This is a genomic window from Roseateles sp., from assembly GCF_039595295.1.
Classification (GTDB): domain Bacteria; phylum Pseudomonadota; class Gammaproteobacteria; order Burkholderiales; family Burkholderiaceae_C; genus Roseateles.
Genome location: NZ_JBCNLU010000001.1, coordinates 1 through 25,465, shown reverse-complemented (window position 1 = coordinate 25,465; position 25,465 = coordinate 1). Strand labels below are relative to the sequence as shown.

The 25,465-nt window shown below is 68.8% G+C and carries 21 protein-coding genes and 1 pseudogene; 15 read left to right on the top strand and 7 right to left on the bottom strand.

The annotated features are described in order from the left end of the window. The first annotated feature begins 23 nt into the window (after positions 1-23). Both ABDW59_RS00110 and ABDW59_RS00105 read left to right on the top strand, forming a co-directional pair. The gene (locus ABDW59_RS00110; protein ID WP_343627260.1) at positions 24-302 is read left to right on the top strand and encodes a hypothetical protein; all 279 of its coding nucleotides are present in this window, start codon (positions 24-26) and stop codon (positions 300-302) included. 60 nt (positions 303-362) lie between these two features. Beyond that, positions 363-1,199, top strand: coding sequence for a phosphatase PAP2 family protein (locus ABDW59_RS00105; RefSeq protein WP_343627259.1), 837 nt, complete (start codon positions 363-365; stop codon positions 1,197-1,199). Between the two features lie 28 nt (positions 1,200-1,227). Here the strand turns inward: ABDW59_RS00105 and ABDW59_RS00100 are convergent, their stop codons facing one another. The 4 genes from ABDW59_RS00100 to ABDW59_RS00085 all read right to left on the bottom strand — a co-directional run bounded on the left by ABDW59_RS00100 (position 1,228) and on the right by ABDW59_RS00085 (position 4,528). Continuing rightward, positions 1,228-2,031: a metallophosphoesterase family protein gene (locus ABDW59_RS00100; protein ID WP_343627258.1), complete on the bottom strand. Its 804-nt coding sequence runs from the start codon at positions 2,029-2,031 to the stop codon at positions 1,228-1,230. Next, on the bottom strand, positions 2,028-3,023 hold the full coding sequence (locus ABDW59_RS00095; protein WP_343627257.1) for a diacylglycerol kinase family protein: 996 nt from the start codon (positions 3,021-3,023) through the stop codon (positions 2,028-2,030). The genes ABDW59_RS00100 and ABDW59_RS00095 overlap by 4 nt, the downstream gene beginning before the upstream one ends. A 92-nt stretch (positions 3,024-3,115) precedes the next feature. Continuing rightward, entirely contained in the window at positions 3,116-3,565 is a 450-nt protein-coding gene (locus ABDW59_RS00090) for a type II toxin-antitoxin system HicB family antitoxin (RefSeq protein WP_343627256.1), read from the bottom strand. A gap of 354 nt (positions 3,566-3,919) precedes the next feature. Further along, positions 3,920-4,528 carry a short chain dehydrogenase gene (locus ABDW59_RS00085; protein ID WP_343627255.1) on the bottom strand — a complete coding sequence of 203 codons (609 nt, stop codon included), beginning with the start codon at positions 4,526-4,528 and terminating at the stop codon, positions 3,920-3,922. A gap of 143 nt (positions 4,529-4,671) precedes the next feature. On the opposite strand from ABDW59_RS00085, the gene ABDW59_RS00080 reads away from it, so the two are divergent. Continuing rightward, complete coding sequence (locus ABDW59_RS00080; protein WP_343627254.1) at positions 4,672-5,700, top strand: LysR substrate-binding domain-containing protein; 1,029 nt, start codon at positions 4,672-4,674, stop codon at positions 5,698-5,700. Here ABDW59_RS00080 and ABDW59_RS00075 read toward each other — a convergent pair. Then, positions 5,699-6,571: pseudogene (locus ABDW59_RS00075) on the bottom strand (LysR substrate-binding domain-containing protein); the annotation flags it as partial. The gene ABDW59_RS00080 and the pseudogene ABDW59_RS00075 overlap by 2 nt on opposite strands. Before the next feature lie 93 nt (positions 6,572-6,664). On the opposite strand from ABDW59_RS00075, the gene ABDW59_RS00070 reads away from it, so the two are divergent. Together ABDW59_RS00070 and ABDW59_RS00065 are read left to right on the top strand one after the other, a co-directional pair. Then, positions 6,665-7,423 carry a TSUP family transporter gene (locus tag ABDW59_RS00070; RefSeq protein ID WP_343627253.1) on the top strand — a complete coding sequence of 253 codons (759 nt, stop codon included), beginning with the start codon at positions 6,665-6,667 and terminating at the stop codon, positions 7,421-7,423. Beyond that, positions 7,420-7,716 (top strand): hypothetical protein, encoded by a 297-nt coding sequence (locus ABDW59_RS00065; protein WP_343627252.1) that lies wholly within the window; start codon positions 7,420-7,422, stop codon positions 7,714-7,716. The genes ABDW59_RS00070 and ABDW59_RS00065 overlap by 4 nt, the downstream gene beginning before the upstream one ends. On the opposite strand, the gene ABDW59_RS00060 is transcribed toward ABDW59_RS00065, so the two are convergent. Further along, the gene (locus ABDW59_RS00060) at positions 7,661-9,532 is read right to left on the bottom strand and encodes a methyl-accepting chemotaxis protein (protein WP_343627251.1); all 1,872 of its coding nucleotides are present in this window, start codon (positions 9,530-9,532) and stop codon (positions 7,661-7,663) included. The genes ABDW59_RS00065 and ABDW59_RS00060 overlap by 56 nt on opposite strands. 319 nt (positions 9,533-9,851) lie before the next feature. Between ABDW59_RS00060 and ABDW59_RS00055 the strand changes: the two genes are divergently transcribed. From ABDW59_RS00055 to ABDW59_RS00010, 10 genes are all read left to right on the top strand, one after another. Then, positions 9,852-10,871 (top strand): LacI family DNA-binding transcriptional regulator, encoded by a 1,020-nt coding sequence (locus tag ABDW59_RS00055; protein WP_343627250.1) that lies wholly within the window; start codon positions 9,852-9,854, stop codon positions 10,869-10,871. A gap of 103 nt (positions 10,872-10,974) precedes the next feature. Beyond that, positions 10,975-12,240 (top strand): extracellular solute-binding protein, encoded by a 1,266-nt coding sequence (locus ABDW59_RS00050; RefSeq protein ID WP_343627249.1) that lies wholly within the window; start codon positions 10,975-10,977, stop codon positions 12,238-12,240. A gap of 15 nt (positions 12,241-12,255) precedes the next feature. Continuing rightward, positions 12,256-13,191 (top strand): sugar ABC transporter permease, encoded by a 936-nt coding sequence (locus ABDW59_RS00045; protein ID WP_343627248.1) that lies wholly within the window; start codon positions 12,256-12,258, stop codon positions 13,189-13,191. A gap of 19 nt (positions 13,192-13,210) precedes the next feature. Then, a complete protein-coding gene (locus ABDW59_RS00040) occupies positions 13,211-14,083 on the top strand; it encodes a carbohydrate ABC transporter permease (RefSeq protein ID WP_343627247.1) in 873 nt (290 codons plus the stop codon). A 61-nt stretch (positions 14,084-14,144) separates the two neighbouring features. Further along, complete coding sequence (locus tag ABDW59_RS00035; RefSeq protein ID WP_343627246.1) at positions 14,145-15,521, top strand: GH1 family beta-glucosidase; 1,377 nt, start codon at positions 14,145-14,147, stop codon at positions 15,519-15,521. A gap of 48 nt (positions 15,522-15,569) precedes the next feature. Further along, positions 15,570-16,649 (top strand): ABC transporter ATP-binding protein, encoded by a 1,080-nt coding sequence (locus tag ABDW59_RS00030; protein ID WP_343627245.1) that lies wholly within the window; start codon positions 15,570-15,572, stop codon positions 16,647-16,649. 260 nt (positions 16,650-16,909) lie between these two features. After that, positions 16,910-19,963 (top strand): TonB-dependent receptor, encoded by a 3,054-nt coding sequence (locus tag ABDW59_RS00025; protein ID WP_343627244.1) that lies wholly within the window; start codon positions 16,910-16,912, stop codon positions 19,961-19,963. A gap of 21 nt (positions 19,964-19,984) precedes the next feature. Further along, the gene (locus ABDW59_RS00020; protein WP_343627243.1) at positions 19,985-20,986 is read left to right on the top strand and encodes a cupin-like domain-containing protein; all 1,002 of its coding nucleotides are present in this window, start codon (positions 19,985-19,987) and stop codon (positions 20,984-20,986) included. Positions 20,987-21,011: 25 nt separating this feature from the next. Next, positions 21,012-22,577 carry a tryptophan halogenase family protein gene (locus tag ABDW59_RS00015; RefSeq protein ID WP_343627242.1) on the top strand — a complete coding sequence of 522 codons (1,566 nt, stop codon included), beginning with the start codon at positions 21,012-21,014 and terminating at the stop codon, positions 22,575-22,577. Positions 22,578-22,789: 212 nt separating this feature from the next. Beyond that, positions 22,790-24,463 (top strand): hypothetical protein, encoded by a 1,674-nt coding sequence (locus ABDW59_RS00010; protein ID WP_343627241.1) that lies wholly within the window; start codon positions 22,790-22,792, stop codon positions 24,461-24,463. 15 nt (positions 24,464-24,478) lie between these two features. On the opposite strand, the gene ABDW59_RS00005 is transcribed toward ABDW59_RS00010, so the two are convergent. Further along, positions 24,479-25,444: a bifunctional helix-turn-helix transcriptional regulator/GNAT family N-acetyltransferase gene (locus tag ABDW59_RS00005; protein WP_343627240.1), complete on the bottom strand. Its 966-nt coding sequence runs from the start codon at positions 25,442-25,444 to the stop codon at positions 24,479-24,481. Positions 25,445-25,465: the final 21 nt, after the last annotated feature.

Sequence of the window (25,465 nt, the reverse complement as noted above, 5' to 3'; positions counted from 1 at the left end):
CCTGAACGATTTACGAGGTCCCTATGAACCCGACGACTCACACCGCGCCGCAAGGCGCCGTCCCGGCTCACCGTCTCCTCCCGCTGGACACGCTCCCCCTCCAGAAACGCGAACCGGCCGACGCGACCTATCTCGCGTCCAAGCCTCGTCCGCCAATCTGGAGCGAGCAGTCCCGCAAGGTCTGGGACTTCTTCACCCACATCCCGCTCGAATACCGGGACCCGGTCCGCTTTCGGCGCGCGTTCGTCGACGCGCTGTACCGGCGTTCGATGCGCAAGTACCTGGCGATGCTTTCCGCTTGAAACGCAGCGCGACCCTGGATCGCGCAAACACCCCCGCGCCACCCGCCACAATGTCGCCCCATGAGCTTTCCTCTCACGCTCCTCGACGCGGCGACGGCCGCGGGCGCGCACATCCTGTGGGTCTATTTGGTCCTGCTCGCCCTGATCACGGGCACGACCTGGCTCTGCGCCCGCGCGCTGCTGCCCGACCGCGGCGGCCCCGCGTTCCCACCTGATCCGCTCTCCCCGGCCGCGCTGCTGGCGCGCCTGGCCGCGGGCTTCCTGTTCATCGCCGGCGGCGCGATGCTCTTCGCCGAGATCGCCGAGCAGCTCCACACCGCCACGACGCTGGGCCAACTGGACGAGGCCTTCATCGCCGCGTCCATCGACCAAGTCCCCGATGCGATCCTCCAGGGCTTCTTCCTGCTGACCTTCATCGGCAACCGCGACACGCTGATCGCCATCGGCGTGGTGGTCGCCGCCGCGCTGCTGTGGCGCCGGCGCGGCCTGGCGCTGGGCTGGTCGCTGGCGATGCTGGGCAACGCCATGCTCAACCCGACGCTCAAGCACATCTTCGAGCGCGCCCGCCCGCTGCACCCGACGCACTGGCTCACGGAGGACGGCTTCAGCTTCCCGAGCGGCCACAGCTCCGGCTCGGTCGTCACGCTGGGCATGCTGGCCTACGTCGCCGTGCGGGTGCTGCCGCGGCGCTTCCACGTGCCGGCCTGGGTGATTGCCGCCGCGCTGGCCTTCTCGGTCGGCTGCAGCCGCATCTTCCTGCGCGTGCACTTCCCGACCGACGTGCTGGCCGGCTTCACCTCCGGCGCGGCTTGGCTGGCGGTCTCGATCACCAGCATCGAGCTCGCTCGCTGGGGCCACCGCCGCTACACCAGCCGCCGCCCGCGTCAATCGCTCTGAGCGCGCCCGATCACGCCGGCAAGGCCGATCACGCGAGAGGAGTCGTCGCCATGCGCTGGAACAGGCCGGCGGTCTCGTCGACATCCCAACGCTCGACGATGCCGGCATGACCTGACCCCGCGTCGGCGCCCGCGCGAATCACGTTCACCGAGTTGGGAATGCCGCCCCGCACCCGCGTGCTCAGCGCGGTGCCCGCCTGCACCGCCCACATCGGGCGCGGCAGATCGGGCCAGCGCTCGCGCAGCGGCAGCACATAGGGCAGGTGGATGTGGCCGCCGACGACCGCATCCGCGCCCGCCTCGGCCCAGCGGCGCACCGCCCGCTCACGTCCTCGCAACAGGTTGTTGACGTCCGTCGCCGACGGCACCGCCACGGGCTGATGCACCGCGATCAGGCGCAGCTGTCCGGGCCTCGCCGACGCCAGCCGATGCGCGACACGCTCGATCTGCTCGGGCGAGACCTCGCCATGCTTGTGCCGATAGCGCCGCGTCGTATTGAGGCCGATGACCAGCAGATCGTCGGTCTCGAACTCCCCCTCCAGCGTCCGCCCGAAGGCGCGGGCGTAGCGGCCATAGGGATCCAGCATCCGGTTGAAGAGCGCAAACAGCGGGATGTCGTGATTGCCCGGAATGACCAGCCGGGCAGGCGCGCGCAGCTTGTCGAGGAATGCCCGCGCCGCCGTGAACTGCGCCGGACGCGCACGCTGGGTGATGTCGCCGGTGACCAGCACCAGATCCGGCTTGATCTCCACGACGAGGCGCTCCAGCGCGGCCAGCGCCATCGGCCGCTCGGTGCCGAAATGCGGATCGGAGATCTGCAGCACCACGCTCATCGGCTGCTCTCCAGCGGGCCTTCGGCGACTTGCGCCTCACGCCGCTCCTGGGCCAGACCGGGCGGGCGGATCAGCAGCAAGGGATGCGGCGCCACCTCGAAGCGCAGCGGCAGCGGCATCCACAGCACCTCGCCGTCGGTCGCGACCTTGATGCGCCGCGCGCCGAAGGTCCGAGCGCGCACCGTCAGGCGCCGGAAGGAGAAGTTCTCGACCTGGTCGGCCTCGCCCAGCTTGCCGAGCGCGCCGCAGGCCAGCAGCCATATCAGGGTGCCGCGCCCCACCCGCTTGAGCATCACACCGGCGAGCGCGCCGCCGTCGATCGCGCGGGACTCCGGCAGGCCGACCTGTTCCATCTGCAAGGCGTTGTTGCCGACGAACAGCGTCGGCGTGCGGACCTGACGCGGTTGGCCATGGAGCTCGATGCTCAGACGCAGACTGCGATGGCCGCGCAGGAGGGTCGCGATCCCGGCGCCCAGCGCGACCAGCCGGCTGCGGCCGAAGCGCTGCTTCCAGCCCTCGCGGTCCTCCAGCAGCTGCGGATAGAGCCCGAGGCTGGCGTTGACGAGGAAGACGCGGTCATTGAGCAGGCCCACCTGCGCGGGGATGGGTTGCTCATGGAGCAGCACGCGCAGCGCGCCGTCGAGCTCGGACGGAATGCCATGCGTGCGGGCGAAGTAGTTGAAGGTGCCGCGCGGCAGCACGCCGAAGGCGCAGCCGCTGCCCAGCACCGCCTGCGCGACGCAGTTGATGGTGCCGTCGCCGCCGGCCGCGACGACGACGCCGTCCACGGCACGCGCGCGCTTCACGGCTTCCCGCGCCGTCTCGGCGAGCCGGCCGGGCTGCTCCACGGGGAGCAACTCGCAGCGGCGTCCGGCGGCGGCGCAGGCAGCCTCCACGGCGGGGCCGAGTTCGTCGCGGTCACCATGACCGGACGCTCGGTTGAAGACGACAAAGAACGGCGGAAGTGTCGTGACGGCGGCAGGTGCGGACATCGGGGCTCAGGCGCGGCGGCGGGCGGAAAGCGGCAACGATAGCTGGGATGGCAAGTGGCGGACCTGAGCGTTCTACAGACCCGACACCCCAGTCAGCGTCCTCCAGCCAGAGGGAGTTCCTCCAGTCCGATCACCAGCCGACGTCCGAGCAGTTGGACCGCTTCCGCGATGCGCGGGAGCTTGGATGCGTGATGTGGATCGAGCAGGCGCCGTACTTCCTTCTCGTCAACGCCGAGTCGACGTGCCAGCTGGACCTTCGAGACGCTGGCAGAGCGCATCGCCACATGCAACGCCGCCTTGGCAACTGTCTCCGGAGGAGGAGACACCCAATGCTCTCGACGACGAGCCTTCGTCGATGGAGGAAAGGACAGTCCCTCCGACATGTAGAGGGCGAAGACCTCATCCATCGCATCCGCCGCCTCACCGAGGGCATGCTCCAGGTTGTCGCCTTGCGTGATCAGCTCCGGAAGATCCCGACAGGTCACGACAAACCCACCGTCGGCCTCCGGATCAAGATGCACCGCGTACTCGAATCGTTCCATGACCAACTCCTTCAAAGATCAGTGATCCGAAGACCGAGCTGAGCGCACATGGCGTGTAGCGTCCCCGTCCTCAGCTCGTCCTTCGGATTCCGGACTACCGTTCTCGCCGCGCCCATGAACAGCACTTGATGACTGCCCTTGCCTCGCTTCGTATCCAGCAAGACCGTCACACCGCGCTCTCGGCCAAGAGCCCTGATCCGCTTGATGAATTCGTTGCCAGTCATGCAACGAACTGTCGGTCAATTATGTCCGAATCATCAATGACTGAAAACCGTGAATGCAGCCGGTGGCGTCACGACAAGCTGCATCGTCTTCACCGATCCAAGTCGTTGATCGAGGCAATCTCCGCGCGCCTCACTCAACGAAATACGTCCGCCCCGTCTGCCCGCCCTCCACGCTGCGCTGGTAGGCGAGCGCCACCCGGGCCGCGGGAACGCCTTCCATGCCCGGCATGAAGTCGCCGTAGTCCGCGAGCGACTCGGTCAGCACGGTGGGGCTGATGACGTTGATGCGCAGCCCGCGGGGCAGATCGATGGCCGCGCCGCGCGCGAAGCCTTCCAGCGCCGCGTTCACCGCCGAAGCGTTTGCGCCGGCTCGGATGGGCTCGCGCGACAGGATCCCCGCCGTCAGCGTGATGGAGCCGCCGTCCTTCAGCACGTGCTGCCCGTGCAGCGCCAGCCGGACCTGCCCCAACAGCTTGTTCTGCAGACCGATGTCGAACTGCGCCGCCGTCATGTCCGTGATCGGGCCGAAATGCAGATTGCCGACCGTGCTGACGATCGCATCCAACGGGCCGTTCGCCGACGCTTCGGCGAAGAGACGGCGAACGCTCTCGTCATCGGTGATGTCGACGCGGAACTGACCGCTGTTGCGGCCCGCCGTCAGCACCTCGTGGCGCTTGCCGAGATGAGCGTGGACCGCGCTGCCGATGACGCCGCTGGCGCCGACGATGAGGACTTTCATGGGAACTCCTTCAGGGGGATTCAAAGGGAATCAAAGGGATCCAAAGGGATCGATGGGGGATTCAAGGCCCTCATTCTTTCCATCACCATCGATTCGATAAAGTCCACCTTCGTTTCTTCATTCCATAGCGATTGGATCGAATCATGTTCGACAAGCTTCGGAGCATGGAAGTGCTGGTGGCCGTCGCCGACGCGGGTAGCTTCGCGGCGGCCGCGCGGGCGCTGGACCTGACCCCGGCGATGGTGGGCCGCCACGTGCAGGCGCTGGAGCGCCACCTCGGCGGCGTGCTGATCCAGCGCACCACCCGCCAGCACCGCTTCACCGAGATCGGCGAAGCCTTCACCCAGGACTGCCGTCGCGTGCTGGAGCAGGTCCGCTGGGCCGAGACCGCCGTCGAGCGCAACCGCAGCGAGCCGCAAGGCCAACTGCGCATCTCGGTCCCGATCGCGCTGGGGCAATTCGCGATCGCGCCGCTGGTGGCGGACTTCCTCGCCCGGCATCCGCAGGTGAGCGTCGAGCTCCATCTCAGCGACAGCCTCACCGACCTGCTCGGCGAGGGCTTCGACGCGGCGATCCGCGTCGGCAGGCTGCATGCGGACGGGATGGTCGCGCGCCCACTGCGCCCCTACCGCATGGTGGTGGCCGGCGCCCCGTCCTACTTCGAGCGCCATGGCGAACCGCTCACCGTCGCCGATCTCACCCGGCATGAGTGCCTGAGCCATTCCGTCTGGCAGCGCCGCAGCGAATGGGCGTTCGCCGACGGCCGCACGCGGATGCAATGGCCGCAGTCGTCCCGCTTCACCGCGAATCAGGCGGAATGCCTGCGGCGCGCGGCGGTGCAGGGACTGGGATTGGTGATGCAGGCCGAGGTGGTGCTCGCGGAGGACCTCGCCGCCGGGCGGCTGCGCGCGGTGCTCGAGGACTTCGCCCCGCCCGCGCGCGAGGTGCACCTGATCTATCCGCCCGATCGGCAGCGCCTGCCCAAGCTCGGCGCCTTCATCGACGCCGTGCTCGCCGGCTGGGGACCGGAGTCGGAGCCGAAGCCTGTGTCGAAGCCGCGCGCCGCGCCCACCGCCGTTTCGTCGAGACCGCGTGCTCGGAAGGCGACGTCAACGACTCGATCAGAGCCCGCACGCCGGGCAGCGAAGGCGCCTGCGCGGAGTGGCAGATGAGCAGCGTGCGACGCGCCCAAGGTTCATTCAACCGCACAACGCGTAGCGCCGGCGAGGGTCGCCGCTCCGCAGCGCCGCGCGGCATCACGGCCACGCCCGCACCGGACTCGACCAATTGCGCGACCACATCGAAGCCGCTGACCCGCACGCGGTGATGCGGCACCCGGCCGCAGCGGGCGGCCTGCATCGCCAGGAAGCGGCTCAACCCGCTGTCCGCCGCGAGCCCGACGAAGGGCTGCTCCAGCAACTCGACGAAGCGCATCGCCGCGCGCTTGCGGCCCGTCGCCGGCACGAGCGCGACCAACTCGTCCTCCAGCCACGGCCGCGCGTCCAGACCGCTCGTGTCGACATGGTCCGCGACGATCGCCACATCGGCGACGCCGTCGCGCAGGGCCTGAAGCGCGGCGTCGCTGGCCATCTCCTGAAGCTCGACGTCGATGTCGGGATGCTCGGCGAGGAAGCGCCCGATGCGCGGCGGCAGCGCCTCCACGATGGCCGCGGTGTTGCCCAGCAGACGCACCGTCCCGCGTAGCCCGTGCCCGAAGGCCGACATCGCCACATGAAGCGAATCCAGCTCCGCGAGCACGCGATTCGCTTGCCTCGACAGCGCGCGCCCGGCGTCGGTCGCAACGGCGCCTGACTTGGAGCGCTCCAGCAGTCGAACGCCGACGCGGTGCTCCAGTGCCTGGATGCGCGCGCTCGCCGCCGCCAGCGACAGGCTCATCACCTGAGCGCCCGCGGTGATCGAGCCCTGCGCGACCACCGCCTCGAAGAGCTGCAGGTCGAAGGGATCGACGCGGTAGTCGATGGTTCGGGCGATGGGGCGGGCAGTAGAGCGGGCGGTAGCGCGGGCGGTGGTTAGATTCGTCATGATGCGGATCCTCGTCATCCTCTTGCTGCGCCGAAGGATATCCGCCGCACTTCGAGATCGACAGCGCGCGCCCTCCCCCGCAAGATGCCGCCCATGAACACGACCGGATTCGACATGAGCCTGGCGATGCTCGCCCCCTGGATCGCCATCGCGGCGGTCTTCGTGCTGGCGGGCGGCGTCAAGGGCATCACGGGCATGGGCCTGCCCACGGTGGCGATGAGCCTGCTCGGCCTGTGGATGGCGCCGGCCCATGCGGCGACGCTGCTGGTGATGCCCTCGCTGGTGACCAACATCGCGCAGTGCCTGGGACCGGCGTGGCGACGGCTGGTCGCGATGCTCTGGCCGGTGTGGCTGGGCATGGTCGTGACGACCGTGTGCTCGCCGGACCTGAGCGCCCTCGCGCCGATCGATGCGCGACTGGCGCTGGGCGTGATCCTCGTCGTCTACGGCGTGTGGGGCCTGTGGAAGCCGGTCGTGCCGCAGGTCTCGCCAAGCGCCTGGTGGATCGGGCTCGCGGCGGGACTCGCCACCGGCTTCGTCACCGCGTCGACGGCGGTCTTCGTGCTGCCGCTGGTGCCTTATCTTCAAGCGCTGAAGCTGGACAAGGACACGATGATTCAAGCGCTCGGCCTGTCCTTCACCGTCGCGACGCTCGCGCTGGCCGCGCGCCTGCATGCCTTCGAAGGCGGCACGCTGCTCTCGACGCCGTCCTTCGTGGCGCTGGGCGCGGCGGTGGCGGGACTGGCCGTCGGCGCCTTGGTGCGGGCGCGCATCAGCGCCACGACCTTCCAGCGCGCGCTGTTCCTGGTGTTCATCGCGCTCGGCGCGGCCAACCTGTGGCGGGCGCTGTGAGCGATGACAACCCTCGCGTGGCGCGGGGCGGCTCCGACGCGGGCCCCACGCGGGTGCGCGCTGAGCTCGATGAGCGGTCTACGCTGGCCGCGCTGCTGGAGCGCAGCTATCGACTCGCCCTCTGGCTGCGCGACAGCGGAAGGACGGATGCGGACAAGGACACGCCTGCGTCCTTCGCCAGCTTCGTCGCCTCGTCCGAGCTTGTCGAGCTGCTGGACGAGGCGCGCGTGCGCCTGATCACGCCAACCGGAATGCCGACGCCAGCTCGTTCATCCGCTCCGCCTGATCGTTGAGCGAGGCGGCGGAGGCGGCCGCTTCCTCGACGAGCGCGGCGTTCTGCTGCACCGTGCGCTCGATGTCGCCGAAGGTGCCGCGCAGCTGCTGCAGGCTGGTGGCTTCCTCGGCGATCTCATGGGAGATGCGCTCGATCTCGGCGCTGACGGCGGCGATGCCGCGTTCGATGCCGACGATCGCAGCACCGGCCGTCTGCACCTCGTGCTGACCGCGCTCGACACGGCTCACCGAATCGCCGATCAGCACCTTCACTTCACCGGCCGCCGCGGCGCTGCGCTTGGCCAGGTTGCGGACCTCGGAAGCGACGACGGCGAAGCCGCGTCCCTGCTCCCCCGCTCGGGCCGCTTCGACGGCGGCGTTGAGCGCCAGGATGTTGGTCTGGAAGGCGATCGCGTCGATGACGGAGACGATCTCCGACATCCGATGCGAACTCGCGCCGATGGCGCCCATGGTGTCGACGAAGCCCTGCACCAGCTTGCCGCCGTTGACCGCGCTGGCGCTGGCCTGGTCGGCCAGACCGCGCGCGCGGGCCGAGGACTGCGCGGTGCCGTCCAGGGTGTCGGACAGGCGCTGGATGTTGTTGGAGGCTTCCTCGACGCGCGCGGCGGTGGTTTCGCTGCGCACGCTCAGGTCTTGGTTGCCGGACGCGATCTCATCGGCCGCGCCGTGGATCTCGCCGGACGCGACCTGCATCTGCGTCACCAGCGCGCGCAGCCGGTCCCGCATCGAGCGGATCGCGTCAATCATGCGGCCGGCCTCGTCGTTGGATCGCCACGGCGTGTCGGCGGTCAGGTCGCCATGGGCGATGCGGTCGGTGAGCATCTCAGCCTCGCGGATCGGACGCCACACGCCGACCAGCGTGCGCCACAGCAACAGGCCCAGCGCGATCAGACCGCCGATGACGACGACGGCCGTGAGCATCAGACGGCGCTGCGTGCCGACCTCGCGCTCGTCGAGCCGCTGGGCGACGCCGTCCATCACGCGCGTCGAGAGCTGCGACTGCAGGACCGCGCCCTTCTTCAGCGTGGCGACGAGCTGGTCCAGCGGATAGTTCACGTCCCTGGCTGACGCCTCGAGCGCCTCCAGCACGACCTGGCGCTGCTGATCGACGCGCTGCAGGGTCTCGGCGTAATCGGCGGCGCGCTCGGTGTCGACGGCCGCGGCCTGGCGCAGCGCGCCGCTGAGCTGGCGCAGGTCCGCGCGATAGCGGCCTGCGGCGTTGCCGACGGCGGCGACATCGTCGACCGCGGCGGCCGAGGCGATGGCGCCGAGCTCGGCCAGCGTGTCTGTCAGCTGGGGCGCGATCTGCAGACCGGCAACGATGTTCTGGACCATCGCGCCGTCGGTCTGCTGCATCAATCCGCCCTGCGCATTGAGCTGGGCGATGGCGTCGAAGATGCCGTCGACGAGCGCGCGGTACTGCGGCGCCTGGACGTTGAGCATCTGATTGGGGCCCTTGTCGTGCAGCGCCTTGAACTGCGCGCGGAGCTTGTCCGCGCCCTCGATGAGCGAGGCGCTGTCATGAACGGACGCGAGCTCGGCGCCGACGGCGTCGAAGTCTTTCTGGAGCTTGGCGGCGGCGGCGTCGCGGGCGGCGGCTTGCTCGGGATGGGAGCCGGCGGTGGCGGAAGCGATGCGGTGCTCGGCGAGATCGGCGATCACGCGTTGCCAGGCCTGGTTGGCGGGGAGCGCGGCGCGCTCGACGCGCACGGTGTGGAGGGCGGAGATCAGGTTGACGCCGAGCTGCGCGGTGGGCAGCAGACAGACCACGCCGCAAAGAAGCGCGACAAGGGCGAGACGGTGTTTGAGAGACATCGGGCAGAACCTTGGGAGTTCAGGAATGCAGGGGTGTGCAAGGGAGTGCCCGAGGAGTCTTGCAATGCTTCGTTACAGCTTGGGTGATGCCCGGAATCGCCCTGCCTGGGCGACTGGGATTCATCGGGAGTTAATGGGGGGAAGGTAGCTTCGGGGTAGGGCGTGAACAATTCACGCCGTCTTTCGCGCCTCAGGTCGCGAGGGCGTGCGTGCGAGTCTCGGATGGGCTGCAGGGCGGGGGCGGGCGCACCCGCTTGCGGACGGGCCGGGAGCGTCCCTTAAACTCGCGCCCCATCCCACCGCCACGAGCGCGCCACCCATGAAGAGCTCCAAGACTCGCCCCGCCGCCAAGGTCACGCTGGGCATGGTCGCGGAGCACAGCGGCGTCTCGCCCAGCACCGTCTCCCGCATCCTCAACGGCACCGCCGTCGTCAGCCAGGAGAAGAAGGACGCCGTCGACCGCGCCATCGCCGAGCTCGGCTTCGTCCCCAATCCCATCGCGCGAGTGCTCGCCGGTGGACGCTCGCTCAGCGTCGGCGTGGTGACGCAGGCGATCGACAGCCCGTATTACGGGGTCGCGCTACGGGGGATCGAGGAGGTCCTCGACGCGGCCGGGTATGTGCCGCTGTTCGCGAGTGGCCATTGGAATGCGAAGGAAGAGCAGCGCTGCATCGACACGCTGCGAGCGCGGCGTGTGGATGGGTTGATCGTGCTGACCGGGCGGCTGAGCGACGACGCGCTGCGCAAGCTCGGCAAGGAGCTGCCGGTGGTCGTGACCGGGCGGACGTTGAAGGCGGGCGGGTTGTACTCGCTGAACTTCAATGACTTCGAGGGCGCGCGGCTGGCGACGCATCACTTGCTGTCGCAGGGGCATCGCAGGATCGCGTTCATCAGCGGGGATCCGGTGCATCCGGATGCGCAGGAGCGGCTGCGTGGTTATCGCGCGGCGCTGGAGGCGGCGGGTGTCAAGTTCAAGCCGGCGCTGGTGCTGCCGGGGATGTTCCATGAGGAGAGCGGGCTCATGGCGGTGGAGCGGCTGATCGACAGCCGCGAGCCGTTCAGCGCGATCTTCGCGGCGAATGATCAGATGGCGTTCGGCGCGTCGCTGGCGCTTTATCGGCGTGGGCTGAAGGTGCCGGAGGATGTGTCGATCGTGGGATTCGACGATCTGGCAGGGGCGGCGCATTCGATCCCGCCTTTGACGACGATTCATCAGGCAGGGCTGGAACTCGGGCGGTGTGCGGCGCAGGCGCTGCTGGATCTGCTCGCGGATAAAAAGCCGACGGCGCAGTTGCCGGAGCCGCGGCTCATCATTCGGTCGTCGACGCGGGCGGTCTGAGAGGGTCTTCCGCCTCCCTAGCGATAACCCTGGTACGTTTCCCCTCCAGTGATCGATATCATGAAAGCGCTTTCATAACAACATCGACACGGAGACATCCAGCATGCGGCAGTGGGCCCGACGGCTATTGGCGACGGCATTGATCCTGGGCGCGAGCCTCGCGGGGTCAGGCCTTGCCATCGCCGGCACCACGCTCACCGTGGCTGCCTTCCCCGCCGTCGACGAGATCGTCCGGGCCGCGATCCCTGCCTGGAATCGCCTGCACCCCGACGTCGAGATCCGCGTCATCAGCCGCGAGCTCAACGACCACCACACCGCGATGACCACGGCGCTCTCGACCGCCAAGGGCCTGCCGGACGTGATGGCGCTGGAGATCGGCTACCTCGGCCGCTTCGCCCAGGGCTCCGGCCTCGAGGACCTCTCCCAGCCGCCCTACGCGCTGCGCCAGTACCGCGACCACTTCGTCGGCTACGCCTTCGATCAGGCGACCGGCCCGACCGGCGCCGTCGTCGCGGTCCCCACCGACATCGGCCCCGGCACCCTGCTCTACCGCAGCGACCTCCTCGCCCGCGCCGGTTTGCGCGAAGCCGACCTCACCGCCAGCTGGGACGGCTACGTCGCCGCCGGCGTGCGCATCAAGTCCGCCACCGGCGCCTTCCTGCTCGCCCATGCGCGCGACATGAAGGACATCGTCATCCGCACCGGCCTGCAGCCCGGCGAAGGCCTGTACTACGACAAGGACTCGCGCCCTCTCGTGACCACGCCCCGCTTCGTGCGCGCCTTCGAGCTCGCCCGCTCGGTCCGGCGCCAGCAGCTGGACGCCAAGGTCACCGCCTGGTCCTCCGACTGGACCGAGGGATTCCGCCGCGGCGGCATCGCGACGCAGATGGCCGGTGCCTGGCTCGCGGGCCACCTGAACAGCTGGCTCGCGCCCGGCACGCGCGGCAAATGGCGCGCCGCGCAGCTGCCCGAGAACGCCTATGCAGCCTACGGCGGCACCTTCTTCGCCATCGCCCGCCACGGCGACGCCGCCCGCAAGCCCCTGGCCTTCGAGTTCATCCGCTTCATGACGATGAACCGCGATCAGCAACTCGCCGCCTTCAAGGTCCAGGACGCCTTCCCCGCCCTGATCGACGCGCAGACCGATCCCTTCTTCGACCAGCCGCTGCCCTTCCTCGGCGGCCAGAGCGCGCGCCGCGACTGGCGCGACGCCGCCGCCCACATCCGCGCCTTCCCGGTGCACAAGCAGGACGCCTTCGCCCGCGAAGTCATCGACACCGAGCTCGACAAGGTGCTGGACCGCGGCAAGGACATCGCCACCGCGCTCGCCGATGCGAAGCGCCTGCTGCTGCAACGCGCGCGGCGCTGAACGGACGCCACGACGATGAACCTGCGTCTTCCCCCCGCCCTGCGCCTGTCGCCACGCTATGCGCCCTATGCGCTGCTGGCGCCCTTCCTGGTGCTGTTCGTGGTCTTCGGGCTGTTTCCGCTGCTGTTCTCGCTCTATCTGGCCTTCCACAGCTGGGAGCCCACCAGCGGCCTGGGCGCGATGCATTGGGTCGGCCTGGACAACTTCGCCTTCGCGCTCAAGGACGAGTGGTTCTGGAAGTCGCTGCGCAACACGGGCTGGCTCGCGATCGCCTCCGGCGTGCCGCAGCACCTGGTGGCCATCCCGCTCGCGACCTTCCTGCACCTCGCCTTCAAGCGCTGGCGCAATCCGATGGTCGGGGCCTACTTCCTGCCCTACATCACCTCCTCCGTCGCGATCGCGATCCTCTTCAGCTCGCTGTTCTCGACCGACTACGGCCTGATCAACATCGCCCTGGCCACGCTGCGCGAGTTCCCGGTGCTGGGCCATCTGATGCCGCAGTCCGCCATCGACTGGCTCAACGATCCGGACGCGCTCAAACCCGCCATCTCGATGATCGTGTTCTGGCGCTACGTCGGCTTCAACGTGGTGCTCTACCTGGCCGCGCTGCAGACCATCCCGCCCGACCTCTATGAGGCCGCCACCATGGACGGCGCCGGCCGCCTGCAGCAGTTCTTCCACATCACGCTGCCCAGCCTGCGGCCGATGATCTTCTTCGGCGTGACGCTCAGCGTCATCGGCGGGCTGCAGCTCTTCGAGGAGCCCTTCATCCTCACCGGCGGCAAGGGCGGCTCCGACCAGGCCGGCATGAGCGCCGCGGTCTACCTGTACCGCAACGCCTTCGACTTCAACGACTTCGGCGCCGCCAGCGCGATGTCCTGGCTGCTGTTCCTCATCGTGGCCGCGCTCACGTGGCTGACCAACCGCGCCTTCCGCCCCAAGGGCGATTGAGCCTCCAGCGATCCGCCCCATGAGCACCACGATGCCCGCCTCCCTCGACGCCGCCGCGCCGCGCGCCGCGCAGCCGCCGCGCATGACCGCCTGGGCCGCCTACCTGCTGGTGGGCGCCGGCGCGCTGATCATGCTGGCGCCGTTCTATTTCATGTTCGTCTTCGCGACCCACTCGCGCACCGAGATCTTCAGCCTGCCCCCGCCGCTGTGGTTCGGCGATGACTTCCTGCGCAACGTCGAGATCCTCACCCAGCGCCTGCCCTTCTGGCGCAACCTGGGCCTGAGCCTGTACGTCGGCGTCTGCAACACCGGTCTGACGCTGCTGTTCTGCTCGATGGGCGGCTACGCCTTCGCGATGTACGAGTTCCGCTTCAAGAAGGCGCTATTCGGCCTGGTCATGGGCACCATGCTGCTGCCCAGCTTCATGAACATGATCCCCAGCTTCATGATCATGGACCTGCTGGGCTGGATCGATCAGCCGCGCGCGCTCTACATCCCCGGCGCGGCCAGCGCCTTCGGCATCTTCCTGATGCGCCAGTTCATCGGCTCCGCCGTCCCGCGCGAGCTCGTCGAGGCCGCCCGCATGGACGGCTGCGGCGAGCTGGGCATCTACGCCCGCATCGTGCTGCCGCTGCTCAAGCCCGCGCTGGGTACGCTGGGCCTGATCACCTTCATCTCCTCCTGGAACAACTTCATCGGGCCGCTGGTGGTCATGCGCTCGCCCGAGATGTACACGCTGCCGCTGGCGCTGCGCAGCCTGCAAAGCCCGGTGGACACCGAGTGGGGCGCGCTGATGGCCGGCTCCGCCATCGCGACGCTGCCGCTGATCGTGCTCTTCGTCCTGTGCTCGCGGCAGCTCATCTCGGGGCTGACCGTCGGCGCCGTCAAGTGAAGCGCCTGGCCCGCCGCCGCGCGCCTTCGCCCCTTCCAACGAACACCCCTCACGCGACTCGATGACTTCGACTCCTGCCTCCGCCCCCGCCCTGCCGACCGCCTCGGCGATGGACTTCCCCGCCGACTTCGTCTGGGCCGTGGCCACCAGCGCCTTCCAGATCGAAGGCGCCCACGATGCCGATGGCAAGGGGCCGTCCGTCTGGGATCGCTTCTGCCGCCAGCCCGGTGTCATCGCCGACGGCAGCAATGGCGACACCGCCTGCGATCACTACCAGCGCTGGGAGCAGGACCTGGACATGATCCGCGACCTGGGCGTGGACGCCTACCGCTTCTCGGTGTCCTGGCCGCGCGTGCGTCCCTCCGGCGACGGCGACTGGAACGAAGCCGGCCTGGCCTTCTACGACCAGATCGTCGACGGCCTGATCGCGCGCGGCATCAAGCCCTATCTGACGCTGAACCACTGGGACCTGCCGCAGGCGCTGCAGGACATCGGGGGATGGGGCAGCCGCGCCACCGTCGATCGCTTCGTCGAGTACGCGATCGGCATCGCCAAGCGCTACGGGGACCGCGTCGTCTCCATCGCCACGCACAACGAGCCCTGGGTCGTCGCCCAGCTGGGCCATGAGACCGGCATCTTCGCGCCCGGCCTCAAGGACCGCGCGCTCGCGGCGCAGGTCTCGCATCACCTGCTGGTCAGCCACGGGCTCGCGATCAGCGCGATGCGCGCGCTGAAGCTCAAGGCTTCGCTGGGCATCGTGCTCAACCTGGCGCCCATGTACCCCGCCACCGACAGCGAGGCCGATCGCGCCAAGGCCGTCCTCGAAGACGGCAAGCTGCGCCGCTGGTACATGGATCCGCTGTTCAAGGGCTCGTACCCCCAGGACGTGATCGACGATCTGGGCGAGGCCGCGCCGCGCGTCCAGCCCGGCGACATGGACCTGATCCGCGTGCCCATCGACTTCCTGGGCATCAACTACTACTCGCGCGTGATGGTCAGCGCGGACGGCAGCTTCGACGCCAAGAAGAGCGGCCTGGAGCTGACCGACATGGACTGGGAGGTCTACCCCCAGGGCCTGACCGACCTGCTGGTGCGACTGCATCGCGAGTACCCGGTCCCGCGCCTGTACGTCACCGAGAACGGCGGCGCCTTCAAGGATCCCGTCGGCGCCGACGGCCGCGTGCACGACGAGGACCGCACCCGCTATCTGGACACCCACATCGCGGCGGTCGGCGACGCGCTGCGCCAGGGCGTGCCCATGGGCGGCTACATGGTGTGGAGCCTGATGGACAACTTCGAGTGGGCCTCCGGTTACGTGAAGCGCTTCGGCATCGTGCATGTCGACTACGCGACCCAGCGCCGCACGCCCAAGGACAGCGCGCTGGCCTATCGCGACTTCGTGCTGCGGCAGCGCGCGTTGCGCCAGCGCCGCGGCTGAAGCAAGCCGCTTTCGACCCCACGATCAACGCAATCGGAGCCACACCCCATGGGACAAGTGACGCTGCGCGGCATCCGCAAGCGCTACGGTGACAACGAAGTCATTCGCGGCATCGACCTGGACGTGCGCGACGGCGAGTTCATGGTCTTCGTCGGACCCTCGGGCTGCGGCAAGAGCACGACCTTGCGCATGATCGCGGGCCTGGAGGACATCAGCGGCGGCGACCTGCTGATCGACGGCACCCGCGCCAACGACCTGCGACCCGCCGATCGCGGCGCGGCCATGGTGTTCCAGAGCTACGCGCTCTACCCGCACATGACGGTGGCGGAGAACATGGGATTCGCGCTGAAGATGGCCGGCGTGGGCCGCGCCGAGCGCGACGAGCAGGTCCGCCGCACCGCCGAGATCCTGCGCATCACCGACCTGCTGCAGCGCACGCCCAAGCAGCTGTCCGGCGGCCAGCGCCAGCGCGTGGCCATCGGCCGCGCCATCGTGCGCAAGCCCCGGGTCTTCCTCTTCGACGAGCCGCTGTCCAACCTGGACGCCGCGCTGCGGGTGGACATGCGCATCGAGTTGACCCGGCTGCATCAGCAGCTCGGCACGACCATGATCTACGTCACCCACGATCAGGTCGAGGCCATGACCATGGGCGACCGCATCGCCGTGTTCAACCAGGGCCGCATCGAGCAGCTCGGCGCGCCCATGGACCTCTACCAGCGCCCGGACAACGAGTTCGTCGCCGGCTTCCTTGGCGCGCCCAAGATCAACTTCGTCGAGCGCCCCGGCGCCGATGCGCCCGGTCCCTGGCGCCAGCTGTGGGAGCTGCTGGGCGGCCCGGCCCGCCCCGCCGCGCGCCGTCTAGGCCTGAGGCCGGAGCACCTGCGCCTCACCGGCGAAGGTCAGGGCGTGCCGGCCACGGTCGTGCTGGCCGAGCATCTGGGCGACGTGTCCATTCTTCATTTGCGCGTCGACGGCCTTGCGGGGCTGTGGACCGCCAAGCTCCCTGCGGGCGCTTCCATGCTGCGCGACGGCGACGCGGTGCGCCTGGTCGCCGAGGCGTCCGACGCGCTCGGCTTCGACGCCGACGCGCGCGCCCTGCCCGCGCGCGAGGCCGCGATGGCCGCCTGATCGCGCCGTCGGTCGATCGCCCGGCCGCGCGGCCGAGCGATCCCCGTTCCCGAAGTTCAGCAGTACCGCAGTCCCCCGCGCCCGTGTGGCGCCAACCCCCTCGCTAGGGAAAGTCAGTAGAGGACCCGGAGCCGAAGCGGATAAATTCTGAAAGCGCTTTCAAACACATCCGCCGAAGCATCGGATCCAGCTTGCCCTGCCCCATCGGGCCCGCCAAAGACGGGTTCCCCGGCCAAGTCTGAGAGATAAGAAGGAGACAAATGAAGCACGTCCATACCCCCCGGTCGCGCGCCGCTCACGCGCCGCGTCCCCTGCCCGTCGCCGCCGCCTGCGCCGCCGCGATGCTGACCCTGTCCGTCGCCGCCCAGGCGCAGCAGGCGCCTGCCGCGCCCGAGGCCGCAGCCTCCGCCGCGCAGGGCGAGTCCGCGCGCAAGGAACAGGCGCAGCAGATCGACACCGTCGTCGTCACCGGCATCCGCCAGTCGATGTCGACCTCGATGAACCTCAAGCGCCAGCAGCACGGCGTGGTCGACGGCATCGTGGCCGAGGACATCGGCAAGTTCCCCGACACCAACCTGGCCGAGTCGATGCAGCGCATCTCGGGCGTGTCCATCGACCGCTCCATGGGCGAAGGCTCCAAGGTCACCGTGCGCGGCGTCGGGCCCGACTTCAACCTGGTGCTGCTCAACGGCCGCCAGATGCCGGCGTCCACGCTCGCCGACACCGGCCCGTCCAACTCGCGCGCCTTCGACTTCGCCAACCTCGCGTCCGAATCGATCGCCGCGCTGGAGGTCTACAAGACCAGCCGCGCCAGCACGCCCACCGGCGGCATCGGCGCGACCATCAACATCAAGACCGCGCGTCCGCTGGACACCGGCAAGACCATCGCCAGCATCGGCCTGAAGGCGGTGCACGACGGCGGCAACTCGCGCCTGCCGGACAACCTCAAGGGCGACAGCGTCACGCCGGAGCTCTCCGGCATCTACAGCTCCACCTTCGCCGACGGCACCATCGGCCTGGCAGTCTCGGGCAGCTTCCAGAAGCGCGACCTGGGCTACAACAGCGCCGGCGTTCCCAACGGCTGGCTTCCGTTCAAGGGCAGCGAGGTCGCCGGCCCCAACCTGCCGGCGTTGCCGCAGCCGGGTCAGCCCGGCGCGGAGCGCATCACCAACCGGCCCGGTCCCAACGACGTCTACTCGCTGCCGCAGAACGTCAACTACAACATGAACGGCATCAGCCGTGAGCGGACGAACGGCCAGGTGACTTTCCAATGGGCGCCGGTCAAGTCGCTCACCGCGACGGTCGACTACACCCTGTCGCAGAACAAGGTCCACACGCGTCGCAACGACCTGTCGGCCTGGTTCAGCTTCGGCCCCTCGAGCAGCTCCTGGACCGGCGGTCCGGTTTCCGCGCCGCTGAGCTACACCGAGCTGCAGACCGCCGGCAACGCCGACCTGGCCATGGGCGCCGGCGACTTCGCCACCAAGAACGACAACAAGTCGCTGGGCTTCAACCTGGACTGGAAGGCCAGCGACCGCCTGCGCTTCGAGTTCGACGCGCATCGCTCGACGGCCACCTCCGGTGCCGACAGCCCCTGGGGCACCAACAACGTCATCGGCAGCGCCAGCTTCAACCGCGGCGAGACCACGGTCGACTTCAGCAACGAGATGCCGATCTTGATCATGCCGACCACGCAGCGCGACGCGTCCAAGCAGCTGGTCACCGGCTCGTCCTTCCGCAACAGCTACATGAAGGCCGAGGTCGACCAGCAGCAGATCCGCGGCGGCTGGAAGATCGACGACGAATCCAAGCTGGACTTCGGCGTCGGGCTGGCGAAGGTGAAGAATCGCTCGGCCTACTCCAACGTGCAGCTGGACACCTGGGGCGGCGCGACCAAGGCGGCGGACTATCCGGACAACGTCTGGCTGCCGCAGGACTTGCGCAACTTCTTCGGCAAGCTGGGCGGCGTCGGCGATCCGCGGCTGTTCACGCAGTTCTACACCTTCGACTTCGGCACCGTGCGCGACCTGGCCGCCAAGGCCTGGAGCGATCCGTCGATGTACCTGGCCTCGCCCAACTTCAGCACCGACCGCCGCACCACCGAAAAGTCCACCAGCGCCTACGCCGAGTACACCCGCGAATGGGAGCTGGGCGTGCCCATGAGCGCGACGCTGGGCCTGCGCTACGAGAAGACCAAGGTCAACTCCAGCGCGCTGGTGCCGATCGCCACGGGCATCAGCTGGGGCTCCAACAACGAGCTGACCGTGCGCAAGGGCGATCCGGGTTTCACCACGCTGGACGGCAGCTACAAGTACTGGCTGCCCAGCATCGACTGGGACGCGGATCTGACGGACAAGCTCAAGCTGCGCGCCAGCTACGGCACGACCATCGGCCGGCCGGGCTGGGACGCGATCCAGGGCGGCCAGACGCTGAACGACCTGGCGCGCGTCAACGGCGGGACGGGCGCGCAGGGCAACCCGGGCCTGAAGCCGCTGAAATCCAAGAACCTCGATCTGTCGATGGAGTTCTATTACGCCAAGTCCAGCTATCTGTCGGCGGGCCTCTTCTACAAGAAGATCTCCAACTACATCGGCTCGACGATCGAGAACTCGACGCCCTTCAACCTGCATACGCCCATCGGGGGCAAGCTCTACAACGAGGCCTCCAGCACCGGCGCCTGCGCCAACGACCTGACCTGCATCCGCAACTACATCCTGAACAAGTACAACGGGACGAACGGCGTGGTGCGGACCGGCTTCGACGACAACGGCAACGCGGTGGGCACGATCACCGGCCAGCCCGACGATCCGGTGGCCAACTTCCAGATCACCGTGCCGGCCAACACGCAGTCCAACACGCTCAAGGGCTTCGAGCTGAACGTGCAGCACGCCTTCGGCAACTCGGGCTTCGGCGTCGCGGCCAACTACACGAAGGTGAAGTCGGGGCTGAAGTACGACCCGATGAGCTTCGACCAGCAGTACGCGCTGATCGGGCTGAGCGACTCGGCCAATCTGGTGGGCTTCTACGAGGATGCGCGCTTCAGCGTCCGGATCGCCTACAACTGGCGCGACAAGTTCCTGGCCGCGGTCAATGACGGCAACACGCTGGGCCGCTCGGCGCCGGTCTACACGGAGCCCTACTCGCAAGTCGACGTGAGCTTGGGCTACAACGTCAGCGAGCGCCTGAGCGTGCAGGCCGAGATCATCAACCTGGGCGACGCCATCCTGCGTCAGCATGGCCGGACCGAGCAGGAAGTGTTCTCGGTCACGCAGACGGGACGCCGCTATATGCTGGGTCTCCGCTACAAGTTCTGACCTCGCGAGAGGTCCCGCCGCATGAAGCCGATCCGCGAGTGCCACGACCTGGTCCCGGGTCGGCTTCCTCCCGACCTGATCGAGGCCGCGCAGCCGGTGGTGCTGCGCGGCCTCGTGTCGCAGTGGCCGCTGGTACGGGCGGCCTTGCGATCCGACCGCGCGGCGGTCGATTACCTGCACGGCTGCTGGCGCGGCGCGCCGGTGGCGATCATGACCGGCCCGCCGGAGATCGACGGCCGCATCTTCTACAACGACGATTTCACCGGCATGAACTTCGGCCGGGCCGACGCGCCGCTCCCCGCGCTGATGGCCGAGCTGCTGAGGATCGCCGACGACCCGCGACCGCCCTGCTACTACGTCGGCTCGACCACGGTGGAGGACTGCCTGCCGGGCTTGCTCGCGGAGAACGAGCTGGTGGTCGCGCCCGACGCGCTGGCCAGCATCTGGCTGGGCAACCGCAGCCGCATCGCGCCGCATTACGACCTGCCCGACAACATCGCCTGCGTCGCGGCCGGCCATCGCCGCTTCACGCTGTTCCCGCCGGAGCAGCTGCCCAATCTCTACGTCGGTCCCATCGACTTCACGCCGGCCGGGCAGCCGGTCAGCCTGGTGGATCTCAAGCATCCGGATCTGGAGCGTTTCCCCCGCTTCGCGCAGGCGCTGGCGCACGCGCAGGTCGCGGAGCTCGGTCCCGGTGACGCGCTCTACATCCCCAGCATGTGGTGGCATCAGGTGGAAGCGCTGGACGCGTTCAACGTGCTGATCAACTACTGGTGGCGGCAGTCGCCGGCCCACATGGATCCGCCGGTGCTGGCGCTGATGATGGCGCTGCTGTCGATGCGCGAGCTGCCCGAGCCGCAGCGCCAGGCCTGGCGCGGGATCTTCGACCATTACGTGTTCCAGGCCGACGCGACGACGGCGGCCCACATCCCCGAGCGCGCGCGCCATGCGCTGGATCCGTTGAGCGCGGACGGCGCGCGGCATCTGCGCGGTCATCTGATGCAGCGGCTCGCGCAGCGGTGAAGCGTAGGAGCAGGAGACACCCCCGATGAGCACGACGCCCGCCGCCCACGATGCCGGCCCCGACTCCCTCCGCCCGGTGCGGCGCGTCGTCATCGCCGGCGGCGGCACGGCCGGCTGGATGATGGCGGCTTGTCTGTCGCGCCACTTCGGCCGGAAGCTGGACATCCGGCTGATCGAGTCCGACGAGATCGGCACCGTGGGCGTGGGCGAGGCGACGATTCCCACGATGCTCACCTTCCATCAGCTGCTGGGCATCGACGAGCGCGAGTTCATGGCGGCGACTCAGGCCACGATCAAGCTCGGTATCCAGTTCGAAGGTTGGCGGGCGGATGGCCGGTCCTACATGCATGCGTTCGGGACGACGGGCGTCGATCACTGGACCGCCGGCTTCCAGCACTTCTGGCTCAAGGGGCGGGAGCGCGGGATCGCTTCGAATTACGGCGACTACTGCCTGGAATACCGCGCCGCGCGCGAGGGCCGCTTCGCGCATCTGCCGGACGAGGGCCTGAGCTACGCCTTCCATCTGGACGCCACGCTCTACGGCGGCTTCCTTCGCCGCTTCAGCGAGGGCCACGGCGTGCAGCGCATCGAGGGCAAGATCGCCGAGGTGCTGATGCACGAGGGCGCGGACGGCGCGGCGCCGCAGGATCGCGACATCCGCGCGCTGCGGCTGACCGACGGTGCGGCGATCGACGGCGATCTCTTCATCGACTGCACGGGCATGCGATCGCTGCTGCTCGGGCAGGCGCTGGGCGTGGGCTATCAGGACTGGTCGCACTGGCTGCCCTGCGACAGCGCGATCGCGGTACAGACCGCGTCGGTGCGGGACGCCGTGCCCTACACGCGATCGATCGCGCATCCCTGGGGCTGGCAGTGGCAGATCCCGCTGCAGCACCGTGTCGGCAACGGCGTGGTCTTCAGCAGCCGACACGTCGACGACGACAGCGCCTGCGCGGCGCTGCTCGGCAACATCGAGGGCGAGTTGCTGACCGCGCCGCGGACCATCCGCTTCAAGCCCGGTCAGCGGGACGTGGTCTGGAAGCGCAACTGCGTCGGCGTCGGATTGGCGAGCGGCTTCCTGGAGCCGCTGGAGTCGACCAGCATCCACCTCATCCAGCGCAGCGCGATCCGGCTGATGCAGCTCTTCCCCAAGGACGGGATCCGCGCGTCCGAGGTCGCCGAGTTCAACGCGCAGATGGCCGATGAACTCGAGCACATCCGCGATTTCATCGTGCTGCACTACCACGTGACCGATCGCTCGGACGCGCCGATGTGGCGTGAGCTTCGGGAGATGTCCATCCCGCCCACGCTGCGTCATCGCATCGCGTTGTTCCGCGAATCGGGACGGGTCTTCCGGGGGCACAACGAGCTCTTCTCGGAGAACTCGTGGGTGCAGGTGATGCTGGGGCAAGGCCTGACCCCGGAACAGCATCATCCGACCGCTGACCTGATGGGCGACGCCGAGCTGGCGGACTTTCTCGGCGGGATCCGGAACCGCATCGAGCGGACGGTGAAGCAGCTGCCGGCGCATCAGCACTACGTCATGACATATGACACGGCGACGACGGCGCCTCGAGCGGCGGCGGCTTGATCGCGGGAGGCGGGTGGACGTGGAGTGAGCAGACCTCCTCCCCCCTCGTTCCGGGGGGACCCGGTCAGACGTCACGAATGGGCCCGGTATCGCGTGGGATTCGCCCAACGTCGTCACGCGGGCTTGTCCTCATATCGCCCAGAATCCGCAACTTCGGAAATGTGCCGGAAACGTTCCGGACAAAACAACGACGCCGACCACGAGGGACTCCCATGTCATATCGCCCACACGCTTTCCGGGCCAGCGCGCTCGCCTCCGCCATCCTGCTGCCCGCCCTGCTCGCGGCCTGCGGCGGCGGTGACGGCGCCAACAACAACGTCCAGACCGTGCCGGTGATCCCGCCCCCGGTGGCGACCACCTCGCTGGTCGTCAAGGGCACGGCCGCCACCGGCGCCGCCATGGCCGGCGCCTCCGTCAAGGTCAGCTGCGCCAAGGGCGCCAGCGTCACCTCGACCGCCTCGACCGCCGGCGCCTTCAGCGCCACCATCACCGACGGCGCCCTGCCCTGCGTGCTGACCGCCACCAGCGCCGACGGCAAGACCGAGCTCCACTCCATCGCCGCCGGCACCAGCAGCGGCAATGCCAACACCACTGCCAACATCACTCCGCTGTCGGAGCTGCTGATCGCGCACCTGGCCGGCAGGGATCCCAAGGACTTCGTCACCGGCTTCAGCGCCGGCACCGCGATCAACGCGGCCGACGTCATCTCGGCGCAGGCCGCCCTGCTGGCCACGCTGCGCGCCGCCGGCCTGGACACCACCGCCGTGGCCGACATCATTGCCGGCACGCTGACCGCCGGCAGCGGCGCCGGCTACGACGGCGTGCTGGACAAGCTGGGCGCGATGCTCACCGCCGCCAGCGTCTCCCTGCCGGACCTGACCGCGGCCGTTTCCGGCTCCGCCAAGATCGGCATCGACACCAACCGCGCCGCCGTCGGCACGGTGCTGGCCCGCGCGGCCACCGACTGCCCCTCGCTCAAGGCCGGCCCGCTGCGCCTGATCGACCTGACCGGCGGCACCTCGCAGCTCATGACCGTGGACCCGGCCAAGCTGACCGTCTCCAACAGCGCGATCACCTACACCCTGTCCAAGGTCGCCGCCTGCGACTACGCCGTCACCAACCTGAGCAACACCCGCGTGCTGGTGTCCAAGTCCGGCGTGGCCATGTTCGTGCTGGGCACCGGCAAGACCGGCTTCGTCGGCGTCGCCTTCCCGGAGCAGAAGCTGGACGTCGCCGCGCTGGCCGGCACCTACAACACCTTCACCTATTCGAATGTGGCGGCGGGCGGCTTCGGCGACACCGTCTTCGGCGTCGACGGCAAGAACGGCCTGGCCCACAACTGCACGACGATCAGCGATTGCGCGACGGACGCCACGCCCAAGGGGGGCCTGGTGGCCAACACCTCCGGCGGCTTCGACTACGCCAACGATCCGCGCGGCGCGCAGGCCCGCGTCTTCGCCTACCGCAACGCGGCGGGCAAGCCGATGATGGTCGCGCTGAACAGCGACAAGAGCGTCACCATCCTGACCAAGCAGGAAGCGCTGGTGCTGCCCACGCTGAACCGCATCGCCGACTACTGGCAGTTCAACGTCAACTCGCAGGGCGTCTTCGCGATCTCGACGGACAGCAACACGGTGACCAGCGCCGACGCGACGACCAACAAGGTGACCCGCATCTTCGGCTCGGACAACCACATCGACACCATCACCTTCAACTCGCCCTTCGCCGGCATGCGCTACCGCAACGGGGCGGACTGCATCGCCGCGCCGGGCAAGTTCATCAGCTGCAACTCGTCGGTGCAACTGCCCTTCGGCGGACTGCAGCTGTCGATCAGCGCCGAGCCCACCAAGGCGGTCTTCATGACCGTGGTGGTCGAGAAGCCCTGATCGGCGCGGAGGGAGCTAGAGCGCCAGCTCCCAGGTCTCTCCGACCAGATCCACCCGCCCGAAGCCCTGGAAGGGCTCGCTGGCGATGAGCTCATAACCCGCCTTGCGATAGATGTGCTTGGCGGCGTCGAGCTGGCTGTTGGTCCACAGCCGGACGCACCGGTAACCCGCCTCGCGGGCGAAGCGATGGCATTCGGCGACCAGCCGATCGCCCAAGCCCAGCCCGCGCGCCGCGGGATCCACCAGCAGCAGCCGCAGCTGCGCGACGCCGGGGATAGGCGCCTCGTTCTGCTCCTCGCGCGCCTGCACCAGGCAGACGCTGCCGACGTTCACGCCGTCCCGCTCCGCGATCCAGCAGGCTTCGCGGCGTGAATCGAAGCGATCGATGAAGTCCGCGGCGATGCGCGCGACCAGCGCCTCGAAGCGCAGGTCGAAGCCGTACTCCTTCGCATAGAGCGCGCCATGCCGCGCGATCACCCATCCCATGTCGCCCGGACCATGCGGCCGCAGCATCAGCGCGCGCTTCGCCGCTTCGCGATCGGGCGTGGCGTCCAGCAGCTCATGCACCCGCCGCAGCGCCTGCATCAGCTCGCCGCGATGGCCCTCGCTCAAGGGCCCCAGCAACTCGGCGACCTGCTCCTGTGAACGCTTCTCCAACGGCTTGAGGGCCTTGCGCCCCGACGGGCTGAGCGTCAGCAGCGACTGCCGCGCATCGAGCTCGCTGCGCGTCGCCCGCACCAGACCGCGCGACTTCAGATCGCGCAGCAGCCGGCTCAGATAGCCGCCGTCCAGATCGAGCAGCCGGCCCAGCTCGGTCGCGGTGAGGCCTTCGCCCGCCTCCAGGTGCGCCAGCTCCCAGAGGATGCGGCACTCGGTGAGGCTGAACTCGGAATCCAGCAAGCCCTCGTTCAGCACGCCGATGCGGCGCGTGTAAAAGCGATTGAAGCGCCGGACGGCTTCGATGCGGTCGATGTCTTGCATGGCCGGATGCTCGGCCATTTA

Excerpts from the sequence above, each read along its gene's own strand:
- ABDW59_RS00060 (WP_343627251.1), bottom strand. The coding sequence starts at position 9,532 with ATGTCTCTCAAACACCGTCTCGCCCTTGTCGCGCTTCTTTGCGGCGTG.
- ABDW59_RS00070 (WP_343627253.1), top strand. The coding sequence starts at position 6,665 with ATGAACACGACCGGATTCGACATGAGCCTGGCGATGCTCGCCCCCTGG.
- ABDW59_RS00030 (WP_343627245.1), top strand. The coding sequence starts at position 15,570 with ATGGGACAAGTGACGCTGCGCGGCATCCGCAAGCGCTACGGTGACAAC.
- ABDW59_RS00050 (WP_343627249.1), top strand. The coding sequence starts at position 10,975 with ATGCGGCAGTGGGCCCGACGGCTATTGGCGACGGCATTGATCCTGGGC.
- ABDW59_RS00045 (WP_343627248.1), top strand. The coding sequence starts at position 12,256 with ATGAACCTGCGTCTTCCCCCCGCCCTGCGCCTGTCGCCACGCTATGCG.
- ABDW59_RS00090 (WP_343627256.1), bottom strand. The coding sequence starts at position 3,565 with ATGGAACGATTCGAGTACGCGGTGCATCTTGATCCGGAGGCCGACGGT.
- ABDW59_RS00040 (WP_343627247.1), top strand. The coding sequence starts at position 13,211 with ATGAGCACCACGATGCCCGCCTCCCTCGACGCCGCCGCGCCGCGCGCC.
- ABDW59_RS00020 (WP_343627243.1), top strand. The coding sequence starts at position 19,985 with ATGAAGCCGATCCGCGAGTGCCACGACCTGGTCCCGGGTCGGCTTCCT.
- ABDW59_RS00085 (WP_343627255.1), bottom strand. The coding sequence starts at position 4,528 with ATGAAAGTCCTCATCGTCGGCGCCAGCGGCGTCATCGGCAGCGCGGTC.
- ABDW59_RS00005 (WP_343627240.1), bottom strand. The coding sequence starts at position 25,444 with ATGCAAGACATCGACCGCATCGAAGCCGTCCGGCGCTTCAATCGCTTT.
- ABDW59_RS00110 (WP_343627260.1), top strand. The coding sequence starts at position 24 with ATGAACCCGACGACTCACACCGCGCCGCAAGGCGCCGTCCCGGCTCAC.
- ABDW59_RS00080 (WP_343627254.1), top strand. The coding sequence starts at position 4,672 with ATGTTCGACAAGCTTCGGAGCATGGAAGTGCTGGTGGCCGTCGCCGAC.
- ABDW59_RS00100 (WP_343627258.1), bottom strand. The coding sequence starts at position 2,031 with ATGAGCGTGGTGCTGCAGATCTCCGATCCGCATTTCGGCACCGAGCGG.
- ABDW59_RS00025 (WP_343627244.1), top strand. The coding sequence starts at position 16,910 with ATGAAGCACGTCCATACCCCCCGGTCGCGCGCCGCTCACGCGCCGCGT.
- ABDW59_RS00105 (WP_343627259.1), top strand. The coding sequence starts at position 363 with ATGAGCTTTCCTCTCACGCTCCTCGACGCGGCGACGGCCGCGGGCGCG.
- ABDW59_RS00055 (WP_343627250.1), top strand. The coding sequence starts at position 9,852 with ATGAAGAGCTCCAAGACTCGCCCCGCCGCCAAGGTCACGCTGGGCATG.
- ABDW59_RS00095 (WP_343627257.1), bottom strand. The coding sequence starts at position 3,023 with ATGTCCGCACCTGCCGCCGTCACGACACTTCCGCCGTTCTTTGTCGTC.
- ABDW59_RS00010 (WP_343627241.1), top strand. The coding sequence starts at position 22,790 with ATGTCATATCGCCCACACGCTTTCCGGGCCAGCGCGCTCGCCTCCGCC.
- ABDW59_RS00035 (WP_343627246.1), top strand. The coding sequence starts at position 14,145 with ATGACTTCGACTCCTGCCTCCGCCCCCGCCCTGCCGACCGCCTCGGCG.
- ABDW59_RS00015 (WP_343627242.1), top strand. The coding sequence starts at position 21,012 with ATGAGCACGACGCCCGCCGCCCACGATGCCGGCCCCGACTCCCTCCGC.